The 13996-nt window shown below is 62.4% G+C and carries 9 protein-coding genes; 3 read left to right on the top strand and 6 right to left on the bottom strand.

The features are described 5' to 3' along the window. Positions 1–104: 104 nt before the first annotated feature. Positions 105–1172 (bottom strand): polysaccharide biosynthesis/export family protein, encoded by a 1068-nt coding sequence (locus AC1D3C_RS25945; RefSeq protein ID WP_477484900.1) that lies wholly within the window; start codon positions 1170–1172, stop codon positions 105–107. 445 nt (positions 1173–1617) lie between these two features. On the opposite strand from AC1D3C_RS25945, the gene AC1D3C_RS25940 reads away from it, so the two are divergent. Next, a complete protein-coding gene (locus AC1D3C_RS25940) occupies positions 1618–2403 on the top strand; it encodes a metallophosphoesterase (protein WP_477484899.1) in 786 nt (261 codons plus the stop codon). A gap of 122 nt (positions 2404–2525) precedes the next feature. Continuing rightward, entirely contained in the window at positions 2526–3374 is an 849-nt protein-coding gene (locus AC1D3C_RS25935) for a DUF6030 family protein (RefSeq protein ID WP_477484898.1), read from the top strand. A gap of 4 nt (positions 3375–3378) precedes the next feature. Here the strand turns inward: AC1D3C_RS25935 and AC1D3C_RS25930 are convergent, their stop codons facing one another. After that, positions 3379–6831: an ATP-binding protein gene (locus AC1D3C_RS25930; protein ID WP_477484897.1), complete on the bottom strand. Its 3453-nt coding sequence runs from the start codon at positions 6829–6831 to the stop codon at positions 3379–3381. A 3-nt stretch (positions 6832–6834) separates the two neighbouring features. Continuing rightward, positions 6835–8070 (bottom strand): metallophosphoesterase family protein, encoded by a 1236-nt coding sequence (locus tag AC1D3C_RS25925; RefSeq protein ID WP_477484896.1) that lies wholly within the window; start codon positions 8068–8070, stop codon positions 6835–6837. 115 nt (positions 8071–8185) lie between these two features. Between AC1D3C_RS25925 and AC1D3C_RS25920 the strand changes: the two genes are divergently transcribed. Next, complete coding sequence (locus AC1D3C_RS25920) at positions 8186–9172, top strand: aldo/keto reductase (RefSeq protein WP_477484895.1); 987 nt, start codon at positions 8186–8188, stop codon at positions 9170–9172. Between the two features lie 168 nt (positions 9173–9340). Here AC1D3C_RS25920 and hupB read toward each other — a convergent pair whose 3' ends face one another. From hupB to clpX, 3 genes are all read right to left on the bottom strand, one after another. Further along, positions 9341–9616 carry a DNA-binding protein HupB gene (hupB, locus tag AC1D3C_RS25915; RefSeq protein ID WP_007753405.1) on the bottom strand — a complete coding sequence of 92 codons (276 nt, stop codon included), beginning with the start codon at positions 9614–9616 and terminating at the stop codon, positions 9341–9343. A 200-nt stretch (positions 9617–9816) separates the two neighbouring features. After that, on the bottom strand, positions 9817–12234 hold the full coding sequence (lon, locus tag AC1D3C_RS25910; protein ID WP_477484894.1) for an endopeptidase La: 2418 nt from the start codon (positions 12232–12234) through the stop codon (positions 9817–9819). Positions 12235–12642: 408 nt separating this feature from the next. After that, complete coding sequence (gene clpX, locus AC1D3C_RS25905; protein ID WP_038541942.1) at positions 12643–13920, bottom strand: ATP-dependent Clp protease ATP-binding subunit ClpX; 1278 nt, start codon at positions 13918–13920, stop codon at positions 12643–12645. Between the last annotated feature and the right edge of the window lie 76 nt (positions 13921–13996).

Below are 13996 nucleotides of genomic sequence, written 5' to 3'. Positions count from 1 at the left end.
TGCCGGGGTCGAGTGAGAAAAACGGGCCGCTGGTTCATTGCATCACCCGATCGATGTGCGCAGGCCACCAAACCGACCCGGAGCGGCCGCAAGCGGCCTGAATGTCAGTCGCGCCAGGCATCATGGCTGCTCGCAATATCCCGGGTCGAAGCGGTGACCGAATTGAGGATGCTGAGGAATTTGACCAGCTCGACCGCATCGGCAGTTGACACGTAGAGGACGTCCTTGTCCTGCATGGGAAATTGCTGGACGGCGAAGAACGCGGCCGGATCGCGCAGATTGGCGCGGAAGATCACCGGCACGTCCCGCACACTGAACCGGCTGACGTCGACGCCGATATTGCGCAGGAGATCACGCCTCACAAGGCGGTAGAGCAGGACCGATTGCGGTTCGGCCTTGTCGTCAAGCAACCCGCCGGCCTTCGCCAAAGCCTCGCCGAGAGAGAGATTGGAATCGTCGAAATCAAAGCGTCCGCTTTCGCCCGTCAGCCCGAAGGCCAGGAAGGTCCGGCGATTGCGATCGACGAAGATCGTATCGCCTGGCTGCACATAGATATTCTCCTGCGGACGCTCGCTCAGCATCCGATAGGCAACGGTCATGCTGCGGCCTCGACGCTGGAGCGTCACCGTCGCCTCCTCCTTCGGGACACTCAAACCGCCTGCCTCGGAAATCACGTCGATGATGCGTTCGCCCGCCGGGCTAAGCTCGATCTTCCTCGCCTGCTTGACGTCGCCCAGGACCGACGCGCCCATCGATCGGCTCGTCACCGTCGAGATGACCACTTGCGGCTCGATTGCGCGATTGGCGAGCTGGTCTGCGATATCGAGCTGCACGGCATCGACCGGACGGCCGGCGGCCCTCACCCTGTTCGCGTATGGGACGCTCAACGTGCCGTCACGACCGATCGTCTGGTTCGGCAGGGTGATGTAATTGCCCGGACGGGCGCCGGCATCGGCCGGAATGAACAGGCCGCCGCTCTGCGCCTCGAAGACAGAGACCTGGACGACATCGCCAACACCGAGGGTGAGCGGCGGCGGTCCGCTACTCACGCCAAAACCGGCGCTCAGGTCAGAGCCTGCCGGTTTGGGTAGGCGGACGAGAACGGACTGATTGATATCGACGAGCGCATAGTCAATGCCGACCCTGTTGCCGGTGGCGGAGAAAGCCTTCACGGTTGCATTGGCTTCAACGGCGGACGGATCCGGACCGGACCTCGGGAGCCCCGTGCAGCCGGACAGAAACGCAACAGTAGCAAGCGTTAAAACAGCACCCAAGGAACTAAACATACGCACCGCCATACAACCCAAAGTATGGTATCGGTTTAGCCGATGAGCGAACCCGGTGATTCTAAGGGGTAAGCAGGCGGCGAATCAAAAATCCGCGTACTGTGGCGAATCAACCACATGGTTGGTTAATCGTCGGTTATCCACAAAATACACTCCCTTGCCGTGAACGCTGTCGACCGGCCTTGTCAGGTTCGGAATTGTCTCGCAGATGACGGCGACATTGCCGATACCCGCATCCAGAGGTTTGGGCTTCGGACATTGTTAACACTCCTTCGGGCATCCACTTCTCATTGTCGGCAGGATCTTCCATATCGGGCGGATGGCAGTAAGCATGCTAAAATTGACGGATTGGTTTTCAAGACGCCGGCCAGCCAGATCGATCAGGCCCCGCCGCCGCCGGATCGATCTCGGTATCAACCCGCCCTCCTATCCGATCTATGCGATCGGCGACGTGCATGGCTGTATCGACGAACTTCGGGACGCCGAGGCCCGCATTGCCCATGACATGTCGGAGAACCGCCGTCCCGGAATGGTCATTCTGCTCGGCGACTATGTCGACCGGGGACCCGCGTCGAGCCACGTCCTCGAACACCTGATCAGGCCCAGCGAACACGGCCTGAGGCGGATTGCGCTCTGCGGCAACCATGACGATATCTTCATGAGGTTCGTGGACGATCCGGAACGTTATTCCGAATGGCTGGGAATGGGTGGCGAACAGACGCTGCTATCCTACGGTTTGGACCCATACCAGTTCGGCGCGCGCGGCAAGAAGCGCGGCACCAGGTTCGGCGACCTGCTGATGGAAGCCGTGCCGGTGCCGCACAGGAAGTTCCTCGCCAATCTCCCGGTCAGCCTGACGATCGGCAAACTCGTCTTTGTCCATGCAGGCCTGAGGCCTGGGATACCGCTCAAACAGCAGACCGAGGAAGACATGCTCTGGATCCGGGACGCCTTTCTTGCGACCGGACCGCAGCTGCCGCTTCTCGTCATCCACGGACATACGCCGCAGCCGGAACCGGATTTCGGACCCGGCCGGATCGGCATCGATACGGGCGCCTATTATTCCGGCAGGCTGACGGTCCTCAAGATCGACGGCGGCCGCTTCTCGTTCCTCTAAAATCTGGATATCGGGCGAGCCGACACCTCCAAACAGCAGAGGCTTGATCATCGAGCCAGAGAAGCGTGTTATGTCGGCGGCGGGGGCCGAATGCCGGGCCATCCCCGATCGGAAGCGGAGCCATGCCGGAGGAGGGTAAGGCAGACAGACTGACACCGGCCGATCGGCGCCGCGGGCAGCGTTCGGCTGTTCTGGTTTTCGGCTTCTTCCTTGCGGTCGTGCTGGCCGCCTTGGTGACGACCGTGCTCGCGGTCAACAACGGCCGAAACTACAAGCGGCTCGTCCGGCAATTCGCGCTGGAGCAATACCTTCTTCCCGCGTCACCGGCGCCGCCCTTGCGGATCGACAGGCATAGATCGCTGCCACCGGCGAAACATTATCCACCCTGGCTCCTCAAGGCGGGCCTCGAGCGGATGGCGGTGTTCGAGAAGACCGAGGTGCTTTCCGCCGACGAACGCTGCGATCTGCTACGAGACGACAGGGGCACGGCACCCACCTTCACCCGTTCGGGTCACGATTGGGAATGCCTGTTCTTCGAGGAATTCGGGAATGCGCCTGAACCGGCCGCGATGTTCATCCAGGTCCGCGGTACGGAGCCCGACATGGTCAGCAGCTTTCGCATCAAGGTTAGCCTGACGGACCTGACCATGGAGCTTGCGGTGCTCAGTGAAGCCATTCGTGCCACCGAGCGGTTCGGCCTGCCGATGACGCCCGAAACCCGAAGTTATCTGATCGAGAAACTTGCGGGACGCACCGAGTTCAGCTCGATCGTCGAAAACTACCGGATGACGTTCAGCCGGGAGATCACCGATGCACGGCGCTATAATCTGCTGATCCTGCCGCGCCGACAGACGGCCGGCTGTGGCGAACGCCCGTCGGCCCCGCCGGACAGATGGGCCACGCCGACCTATCGCATGCCGGTCGGCTGCCTGGCGTTGCGCAGCCTGTCTCAGCCGCAATCCGCCTCCTAGGTGTTTAGGCTCGCTCCAGCTGGACGAGGTCCAGCCCGTCCCCCAGTTCGCGCCGCGCCGCCTCTACCAGGCTCATCTGGTGAGTAAAGAGCACCGTCTGGAATTTTTCGCCGGCCGCCGCGAGCGTCCGGATGCCCGCTGCGGTCCGCTCGTCGTCAAAGGTCTGGAAGATGTCGTCGAGGATCAGCGGCGCCGGCTCGTTGCGGCTGCAATAGTCCTCCAGGAAGGCGAGCCGCAACGCCAGATAGAGCTGATCGCCAGTACCTTCGCTCAGGCCGGGAAGCCTCACCTGCTCGCCGGTACTGCGTTCGACCGCGAGCTGCAGCTCGTCGCGCTCGTCATAGACTTGGACAAGGCGCGAAAAACGGCCGCCGGTGAGATCGGCGAAGACCCGCCCTGCCCGCTGCATGACCGGATCGGCCTGGCGTTCGCGATAGGCGTCCATCGAGCTCGCCAGAAGGCCGGCGGCAAGCTTCAGCACCACCCAGCGCCGCGCCAACTCCTTGGCTTCCGCTTCGGCCGCAAGCTTCTGGAAGACGGCGCGCTCGGCACCGATGCCAGTTTCCAGCTCCCGGCGGCGGCGCTCGCTATCGGCCTGGGCAATGCCGAGCACCTTCATCCGCTCGACCTGGCGGGCATCCTCGGCATCTAGGCGCTCGATTTCCAGGCCGGCGGCGATCTTGTCGAAACCGACGAGTGCCGCACGAGCCTCGTCTTCGCTTGCACCATCCGCCTGTTCGGCAAAGCGTGTGCGGCATTGCGCGAGGCTCGCTTCCAAGCGGTTGCGTTCGTGAAGGTCACGGAGAAGGCCTTCGGCCTCCTCGATATCCTTGGATGCGGCGGTGGCAAGCCCGCGCAGGTCCGCTACCAGTCTTTCCGCGTCGGCCGCGTGCCGGGCAACGGCAAGCTCCGCGCGCTCCAACGCCGTGGAGAGCGTGGCCTGCTGGTTGGCGGCGGTCCGGGCGCCCATGGCGCGGTCGTTGAGCATGCCGGCGGCGACATCGGCGGGAAGCAAGGCAAGATCCGGCGATACCTCGGCGGCGATCCTGTGCACCTCCGTTTCGAAATCCTCCATGTCCCGGGCCATGCCGCGCACCCGGCGGTCGCGGTTTTCCCGCTCTGAAAGCAGATCCGGTATGGTGCGCCAGACATCCAGCGCCGCAAGCGCCATGTCGACCGTCGCATCGTCCGGAAGGCCCGCCAGGACTGCGGCATTGGAGAACGCAGAGCGCCAGCGTTCGATATCGCGGCGCAAACCGGTCTCGCGCTCTGCCAGCTTTTCCAAAGCCTCTTCGGCGGAATGGCGCTTGCCTTCCAGCGATCGGCTTTCGGTCCAGCGCTCGTTGAGCTCACCAATCCGGCGTTCAAGCCCGCGGGCGAGAGCGGGAGGAGGAAGTGCCGCTGCGGCCAGACCGATCGCGTCGGCCAGCCCCAGCAGTGCCGGCTTGAGTTTTTCCTCCCTGAGACGCAGCGTCTCCAGCTCGTCGCGCGCATCGTTCAGCGCACCCGACAGGAGTGAAAGGCCGTCGACGGCACGGCGCCATTCGATCATCCGCTCCGGCGTCGACGATGCGACGGGTGCTGCATGGAAAAGGTCTTCGAATTCGGTGACCGCGTCGGCGGCGGCAATGCCGCTTTCCCTGGCCGCGGTCTCGGCAGCGCCGATCGCCTGTTGCAGTTCCCGCTGCCGCAGGGTGAGCTGGGCGTGGAGCGACACACGCTCGGCATCGGCAAGCGCCGCGTCGGCGAGCCGGTCTGCGTCCTCCACTGCGATCTTCAGTTCGCTCAGTTTTTCGACAGATGGTTTTGCCCCGAGCGCCTCGATCTTTTCGTCGCGGCCGGCTCTTGCCGCCGCGATATCCGCGCGGGAGACGATCCGCCCCTGTCCTTCCAGGGCCGCGAGCTGGCCAGCGATCGCCCTGGCTTCGTCGCCGAGGCCGGCGAGCTTCTGGGCAGCCTGAGCGCTCTCCGCCTTGGCCGCCTCGATCAGCCGGCGGTGATGGGTGAGCGTCGCGATATCCGGCAGCGGCACCGAGAGAAGACGGGCGATGTCCTTGACCGGCGGATCGAGGCGCGCGGCCGCGGCGGCAAGATCGCTTTCGGCACGGGCGACGCGCACCTGCAGCGTTTCGACGCTGGAGAGTTCGCTGACGTCGGGACGCAGCGCTGCGAGCTGTTCCGCCCACGGTTTCGGGTCGATCAACCGGCCGTCCGGTCCGTGGTCTCCGAGCCGCCGCAGGACATCCTGCGCGTCCTCGATCTGCTGGCGCAGCTGTTTCAGGCTGCGGTCGAGCTCATTACCCTCCTCGACAAGCTTGCGGAGGCGCACGAGATCGGCATCGGCCGGCTGGGCGCGCTGAAGCTCTTCGAATTTGCCGAAGCCGAGCCGGCGGGCCGACTGGACGATACGCTGGTCGAAATCGTCGACCTCGCCGCGCACCCGGGCGATATCTTCCCGCGCCTTGATATAGGCGCCCTTATCCGCATGGGCGGCCAGGATCTTGGGCGCCGCGGTGATCAGTGCCTCATCGACATGCACGGCGCTGATCTCGTCGCGCAGACGCGATACCTCGGCCTCCGCAGCCTTGAGCGCTTCGGCGTTCTTGTGCTCCGTCTCCAAAGCCGCGGCCAGGCGTTCCTCGAAGCCCGCCGGCAGCGCAGCCAGCGCTTCATATTGCGTGAGCAGTTCCCGCTCGCGGTCAATCTCCCGCAGCACCGGTTCCAGCCGCAGCAGTGTCCGCAAGCGATCGAGGGCGCGCTTGGTTTCCTGCCGCTCGGCCTGCACGGCGGCAAGATCGGCCTCGATCTCGGCCTGTTCGGCGAGCAGCTTCTTCCAGTCGCCGGATTTCAGCTCGTTGTCGCGTTCGGCCTTGCGCGCCTCGTCATGGCTGTCGAGGACCTGATAGAACGCGCGATCCTTGGAGCGACGCGGCGCATAGATGCCGTCGGCTTCCGCATCGAACGACTTGCGCAGGTCCGAAAGTCCGGTCAGGCCGGAGGCCGCGGAAAACAGCAGGCTGCCGATCTCGCCGCCGCTTTTCAGCATCGTCTCGCCCCCGGCTCGCAGCGATGCGGAATCCAGCCCGAAAGCGCGTTCGAAGACATCGCGGGAGAGCGTGCCGAGGAACGGCGCCAATGCATCCTCGGCCAAGGCCTCTTCCGTCTCGTTGGCGGCTAGCAGCGTGTTCTTGCGGCCTCGGCGGCGGCGGAATTCGAGTACCTGCCCATCGCGCGCGGTGATCGCGGCCCCGACGCGAAGCGCGGTGGCATCATGCAAAAAACTGTATTCAGCGGTCGTCGGGAAACCGAACAGCAGGTCGGAGATCGCCGACAGCGCCGAGGATTTTCCGGCCTCGTTCGGTCCGTAGATCACATGCAATCTGGCATCTGGGCGGAAGGTCAGCGTCCGGTCGGTCAGTGCGCCGTAGCGCAAAATGTCGAGGCGATTAAAACGCATGGATCAGCCAGCCCTCGCCGCACGCGAGAGCAGGAGATCGCGGGCCTCGGCCAGCAGCACTTCGGCGTCGTCGCCGAGCGCCAGATCGCCGGCGCCGATGCCGCCCGGCAGGCGGGCGGTGATCTCGGCGATCTTGGCGTTGGCATCGGCGAGCAGTTCCGGGGCGAAGCCGCCCATCGGAATGAGGCCTTGAAGGCCGAGCATGTCGGTCGCGACGCGCGCCCCGTTGGTTTCCGGTTCCAGCCGCACTTCCAGCTTTTCGAGCCAGATATCCTGGTGGGAGCGATGGCAGGCGGCCTGCACCTCATCGCGAAAATCCTGGGCGCGGGCCATGATTTCGTTGCGGAAGCGGCTTTTGCCCGTCAGGCGGATGCGCAGCGCCAAGGGCCGGCCTTCCATCCGCTCGACGACATCTTCCAGCGCATTCTCGATGCGGCGCAGAATCGCCGGGATGTTGTCGTCCGGTTCGACCGCGACCACGAGTTCGGCAAAGCGGGCGCTGTCGGTGATGATCCGCTCATGGGTGATACGACCGTCCTCGACGGTCACCAATACCGCGCCCTTCGCCCCCTGCTCGCGGATCGAACGACCCTGGAGATTGCCGGGGAAGACAACCAGCGGGTCTTCGGCGACGATCTCGAAATCATGAACATGGCCGAGCGCCCAGTAGTCGTAACCGCGCGAGCGCAGATCCTCGACCGAACACGGCGCATAGGGCGCGTGCGGCTCGCGGCCGGTGAGCGAGGTATGCAGCACGCCGATATTGAACCAGCCCGCTTCCGGCTTCGGATAGGCGAGCGACAGGTTATCGACCGCCGAGCGCTCGGCAAAACCCTGGCCGTGCAGCGCAACCTTCAAATGATCGAGCTTGAAGCTGCCCGGCTTGTTGACCGGGAACTCGCTGACATTCTTCGGCAGGGTAATCGTCTTGGTGATGACGCTTTCGGCGTCGTGATTGCCCTTCAGCAGGAAGACCGGAATGTCGGCGCGTTCCAGCCGCGCCACTTCGCGGTTGAAGAACAGGCCGATCTTGTTGTCCTTCCAGTCACCGTCATAGACGTCGCCGGCGACGATGAAGAAATCCACCCGGCGCTCCACCGCCTGGTCGACCAGGCCTGAAAACGCCCTGCGGCTCGCCTCGATGAACAATTCTGCGATCGCGGCATCCTTCAGCGCCAGCCCCTGGAAGGGACTGCCGAGATGCAGGTCGGCGGCGTGAATGAATCGGAAGGAGGTCATCGAATCGCTTGTTTTGATTGCCGGAGCTGATCAGGTGTTTTAGGCAAATGCCGGGCACGAAGGAAGCTCAGGGTTCCGCAGCCTGTGGATAGCCCAATCTTATTCGGAGGACATCATGAGAAACCACGCGTTCGGACGCACATCCTTCACCGTCAGCGAGATCGGTTTCGGCGCCTGGCAGATCGGCGGCTCCTGGGGCGACGTCAGCGAAACGGACGGGGCCAAGGCGCTGGAAGCGGCGCTCGATGCCGGCGTCACCTTCGTCGACACCGCCGACGTTTATGGCGATGGCCGTTCGGAAAAAATCATTGCCGGCGTCCTGAAATCGCGCGGCGGCAATCGGCCGATGGTCGCCACCAAGGCCGGCCGTCGTCTCAGCCCGCATGTGGCCAACGGCTATACCAAGGCCAATCTCGAAGGCTTCATCGACCGCAGCCTCAAGAATCTCGAAATCGACAGCCTCGACCTCGTGCAGCTCCACTGCCCACCGACCGAAGTCCTCTATCGCCCGGAGGTTTTTGGCGCGCTCGACGATCTGCGCCGTGCCGGCAAGATCAGGAATTACGGCGTCAGCGTCGAGAAGGTCGAGGAAGCGCTGAAGGCGATCGAATATCCGGACGTCACCAGCATCCAGATCATCTACAACATCTTTCGCCAGCGCCCGGCCGACCTGTTCTTCAGGGAGGCCAAGCAGAAGAACGTCGCGGTGATCGTCCGCGTGCCGCTCGCAAGCGGGCTGCTGTCGGGCAAGATCACCCGCGATACGGCGTTCGCCAAGGACGACCATCGCAATTTCAACCGGCATGGCGACGCCTTCGATGTCGGCGAGACTTTTGCCGGCGTACCGTTCGAAGTTGGTCTCCAGGCGGTCGAGGACGTCCGCAAGCTGGTGCCACAGGGAGCGTCGATGGCGGCTTTCGCGCTGAAATGGATCCTGATGAACGAGGCGGTCACCGTCATCATTCCCGGCGCCCGCAACGAGGCGCAGGCCAGGGGCAATGCTGCGGCGGCAGAGCTTGCCGCACTTTCGGCCGACGTGATGACCGCGACCAAGGAAATCTACGCGCGGCTGGTTGCTCCGCACGTGCATCAGCGCTGGTAGGGACGCCGAGCTTGCCGTCACGCAGCATGCAGCCCCGTGACAACGGATGACAGTTTTCACATCCAGCGTTGTGATTGGCAGCGATTTGCGACTCGTAAAAAAGGCCCGGGAAAAACCCGGGCCTTTTCAAAATATGAGACTGTAACAGGATGCCTCGAAGGCAGCGCGTTAGCTGTTGACTGCGTCCTTCAGGCCCTTACCGGCCGAGAACTTCGGCACGTTACGTGCCGGGATGTCGACTTCGGCGCCGGTCGACGGATTACGACCCTTGGACGCTTCGCGACGGGAAACGGAGAAGCTGCCGAAACCGGCAAGACGGATATCGCCGCCCTTCTTCAGTTCAGCCTGTACGGTCTCAAAAACGGCGTCTACAGCGGATGCGGCATCAGCCTTAGAGAGGCCGGCCTTCTCGGCCACTGCGGATACCAACTCATTCTTATTCATGTTTCCACCCCTTTCAAACGGTTTTGGAACGACTCATGTAATCGGGGCAGACAATAGTCAGGCGCCCGCCCGTGGCAACCCAAAAGCTCCGCAATCGCCTGAAAAACAAGGGGTGCGCGTTATTTTTCACAAAAAAAGCCGGCGTTGTGCCGGCTTTTTTCATTGCTGGTGCCAATTTGGCATAACCAAAAGACTATCGATCAGTGCGCTATGGTTACGCCTGCGTCGTCCACACCTTCGACCGTGGTGATCAGCGGCGTTTCCACCGTGCCATCCCATTCGATCGCTTCCGGCTGACGGACGAGCGCGTGACGGATCACCTCGCCCATGCGGGAAACCGGAATGATCTCCATGTTGTTCTTCACGTTGTCCGGAATCTCGGCCAGATCCTTGGCGTTTTCTTCCGGGATCAGAACGGTCTTGATGTTGCCGCGAAGGGCGGCAAGCAGCTTTTCCTTGAGGCCGCCGATCGGCAGCACACGGCCGCGAAGGGTGATCTCACCCGTCATCGCCACGTCCTTGCGGACCGGGATGCCGGTCATGATCGAGACGATTGCGGTCGCCATGCCGACGCCGGCCGACGGTCCGTCCTTCGGGGTTGCCCCTTCCGGCACGTGAACGTGGATGTCCGACTTGTCGAAGCGCGGCGGTTCGATGCCGAAATCGATCGCACGCGAACGGACATAAGAAGCCGCCGCCGAGATCGATTCTTTCATCACTTCCTTGAGGTTGCCGGTGACCGTCATGCGGCCCTTGCCCGGCATCATCACGCCTTCGATCGTCAGCAGCTCGCCGCCAACTTCCGTCCAGGCGAGACCGGTGACCACGCCGACCTGATCCTCGCCCTCGGCTTCGCCGTGGCGGAACCGCGGAACGCCGAGGTAGTCGGAGATGTTGGCCGCGGTGACCGCAACCGACTTGGTCTTGCCCTTGATAATCTCGGTGACCGCCTTGCGGGCGAGCTTCATCAGTTCACGCTCATAGCTACGAACGCCGGCTTCGCGGGTGTACTGCTGGCTGATCGCCATCAGGGCATCGTCGGTGATCGAGAATTCGTTCGGCTGCAGGGCATGTTCCTTGATCGCCTTCGGCAGAAGGTGACGCTTGGCGATCTCGCGCTTTTCATCCTCGGTGTAACCGGCGATCCGGATGATTTCCATACGGTCCATCAGCGGTGCCGGGATGTTCAGCGTGTTCGCCGTGGTGATGAACATCACGTCGGACAGGTCGTATTCGACTTCCAGGTAATGGTCCATGAAGGTCGAGTTCTGCGCCGGATCCAGCACTTCGAGCAGGGCCGAAGACGGGTCGCCGCGGAAATCCATGCCCATCTTGTCGATTTCGTCGAGCAGGAAGAGCGGGTTGGACTTCTTTGCCTTCTTCATCGACTGGATGACCTTGCCGGGCATCGAGCCGATATAGGTGCGGCGGTGACCGCGGATTTCGGCTTCGTCACGGACGCCGCCGAGAGCCATGCGCACGTATTCGCGGCCGGTCGCCTTGGCGATCGACTGGGCGAGCGAGGTCTTGCCGACGCCCGGAGGCCCGACGAGGCACAGGATCGGACCCTTGAGCTTGGTGGCGCGGGCCTGCACGGCGAGATATTCGATGATGCGTTCCTTGACCTTGTCGAGGCCGAAGTGATCGGCTTCGAGGATCTTCTCGGCATTGTTGAGGTCGACCTTGACCTTCGATTTCTTGGCCCACGGAATGCCGAGCAGCCAGTCGAGATAGTTGCGCACGACGGTGGCTTCCGCCGACATCGGGCTCATCTGCTTGAGCTTCTTCAGCTCGGCATCGGCCTTTTCCTTGGCTTCCTTGGACAGCTTGGTCTTGGCGATGCGCTCTTCCAGTTCGGCCATCTCGTCGCGGCCTTCTTCGCCGTCGCCGAGCTCCTTCTGGATCGCCTTCATCTGTTCATTGAGGTAGTATTCGCGCTGGGTCTTCTCCATCTGGCGTTTTACACGCGAGCGGATGCGCTTTTCCACCTGCAGGACGGAGATCTCGCCTTCCATGAAGCCGAGCGCCTTTTCGAGGCGCAGCTTGACGGAAACCGTTTCCAGCATTTCCTGCTTTTCGGTGATCTTGATCGACAGATGCGAGGCAACCGTATCGGCCAGCTTCGAATAGTCTTCGATCTGGCTTGCGGCACCCACCACTTCCGGCGAGATCTTCTTGTTGAGCTTCACGTAGTTTTCGAACTCGGAAACCACGGAGCGCGACAGGGCTTCGACCTCGACCGCATCCTCGTCGGGTTCGGCAAGAACGCTCGCCGTCGCTTCGTAGAATTCTTCACGGTCGGTATAGCCGTCGATCTTGGCGCGCGAACGGCCTTCGACCAGAACCTTGACGGTGCCGTCGGGCAGCTTCAGGAGCTGCAGCACGTTGGCGACGGTGCCGACCTTGTAGATTGCCGAGGGTTCGGGATCGTCGTCGCCGGCGTTGATCTGGGTGACCAGCATGATCTGCTTGTCGGAACCCATCACCTCTTCGAGCGCGCGAATAGACTTCTCCCGTCCGACGAACAAAGGCACGATCATATGCGGAAAGACCACAATGTCGCGCAGCGGCAGCACCGGATAGGTTTCGCTACCAGTCGCAGACGTTGAATTCGTCATTTCATTTCCTTTCCATCGTCCCGTTTCCGGGATACGTCCCGGGGCAAATCACCCGGGCATTTCACTCTCGCCCAAAGTGGAGTTTTAGAAATTTGATTTCAAGCCTTGCAGGCCGCCGTCGCTTAACGAATGTGACAGGGGCATTACAAAGCGTGTACACATAAACGCCACGCGGAACGCCAAAGGACACGGGACGCGACCACCGGACCTGCCAACCTGAGATCACACCCAAACGAAGCAACCGGAGCGTCGATGATCTTCCCGCACAGTCTCTAATGCAAGGCGAATATGGTGCAATTCTTCGCGAGGCAAAAATGGTGGAAAAATCAAAAAAAGCAAGGCTGTTCGCCGACATAAAAAAGAGGCCCCGATAGGGCCTCTTCAAGCTCAGGAACGGAACGGCCCACTTCAAGCCGAAACGTTCGCCTTTTCATCCTGCCGGTCGGCATAGATGTAGAGCGGCCGGGCGTTTCCACGCACGACGTCGTCCGAGATGACCACTTCGCGCACGCCTTCGAGCGTCGGCAGTTCGAACATGGTGTCGAGAAGGATCTTCTCCATGATCGAGCGCAGGCCGCGGGCGCCGGTCTTGCGGGTGATCGCCCGCTTGGCAATCTCGCGCAGCGCATCCTCGTGGAAGGTCAGGTCGACGTCTTCCATCTCGAACAGGCGCTGGTACTGCTTGATCAGCGCGTTCTTCGGTTCCGACAGGATCTGGATCAGCGCATCCTCGTCGAGGTCTTCGAGCGTTGCCAGAACCGGCAGACGGCCGATGAATTCCGGAATGAGGCCGAACTTCACCAGATCTTCCGGCTCCAGTTCGCGCAGCACTTCGCCGACGCGACGGTCATCCGCCGACTTGACGGAGGCACCGAAGCCGATCGAGGTCTTTTCGCCGCGAGCCGAGATGATCTTGTCGAGACCCGCGAAGGCGCCGCCGCAGATGAACAGGATGTTCGTCGTGTCGACCTGCAGGAATTCCTGCTGCGGGTGCTTGCGGCCGCCCTGCGGCGGTACCGAGGCAACCGTGCCTTCCATGATCTTCAGAAGCGCCTGCTGCACGCCCTCGCCCGACACATCGCGGGTGATCGACGGGTTGTCGGACTTGCGGGAGATCTTGTCGACTTCGTCGATATAGACGATGCCGCGCTGGGCGCGTTCGACATTGTAGTCCGCAGACTGCAGGAGCTTCAGGATGATGTTTTCGACGTCCTCGCCGACATAGCCGGCTTCGGTCAGCGTCGTGGCGTCCGCCATCGTGAAGGGAACGTCGATGATGCGGGCGAGGGTCTGGGCAAGATAGGTCTTGCCGCAGCCGGTCGGGCCGACCAGCATGATGTTCGACTTCGCAAGCTCGACATCGCCGCCCTTGGAGGCATGCGCGAGGCGCTTGTAATGGTTATGCACCGCGACCGACAGGATACGCTTGGCCTGCTTCTGGCCGATGACATATTCGTCGAGGACCTTGATGATGTCCTGAGGCGTGGGCACGCCGTCGCGGGACTTGACCATCGAGGTCTTGTTCTCTTCGCGGATGATGTCCATGCACAGTTCGACGCATTCATCGCAGATGAATACGGTCGGTCCGGCGATCAGCTTCCGGACTTCGTGCTGGCTCTTTCCGCAGAAAGAGCAATATAGGGTATTCTTGGAGTCGCCGCCGTTGCTGCCGCTGACTTTGCTCATATCACTTTCCTTCCAGCACTCCGCACTCACGTCAAAACGGGCGCGGTCCACTCTACCGCTTGCCGGCGCGCGCCCG

The organism is Neorhizobium sp. P1_A6 (assembly GCF_056406795.1).
Note: the sequence above shows the minus strand (reverse complement) of the source record. Positions and strands in the feature narration are given on the sequence as shown.

Excerpts from the sequence above, each read along its gene's own strand:
- AC1D3C_RS25940 (WP_477484899.1), top strand. The coding sequence starts at position 1,618 with ATGCTAAAATTGACGGATTGGTTTTCAAGACGCCGGCCAGCCAGATCG.
- AC1D3C_RS25935 (WP_477484898.1), top strand. The coding sequence starts at position 2,526 with ATGCCGGAGGAGGGTAAGGCAGACAGACTGACACCGGCCGATCGGCGC.
- AC1D3C_RS25930 (WP_477484897.1), bottom strand. The coding sequence starts at position 6,831 with ATGCGTTTTAATCGCCTCGACATTTTGCGCTACGGCGCACTGACCGAC.
- AC1D3C_RS25925 (WP_477484896.1), bottom strand. The coding sequence starts at position 8,070 with ATGACCTCCTTCCGATTCATTCACGCCGCCGACCTGCATCTCGGCAGT.
- AC1D3C_RS25920 (WP_477484895.1), top strand. The coding sequence starts at position 8,186 with ATGAGAAACCACGCGTTCGGACGCACATCCTTCACCGTCAGCGAGATC.
- hupB (WP_007753405.1), bottom strand. The coding sequence starts at position 9,616 with ATGAATAAGAATGAGTTGGTATCCGCAGTGGCCGAGAAGGCCGGCCTC.
- lon (WP_477484894.1), bottom strand. The coding sequence starts at position 12,234 with ATGACGAATTCAACGTCTGCGACTGGTAGCGAAACCTATCCGGTGCTG.
- clpX (WP_038541942.1), bottom strand. The coding sequence starts at position 13,920 with ATGAGCAAAGTCAGCGGCAGCAACGGCGGCGACTCCAAGAATACCCTA.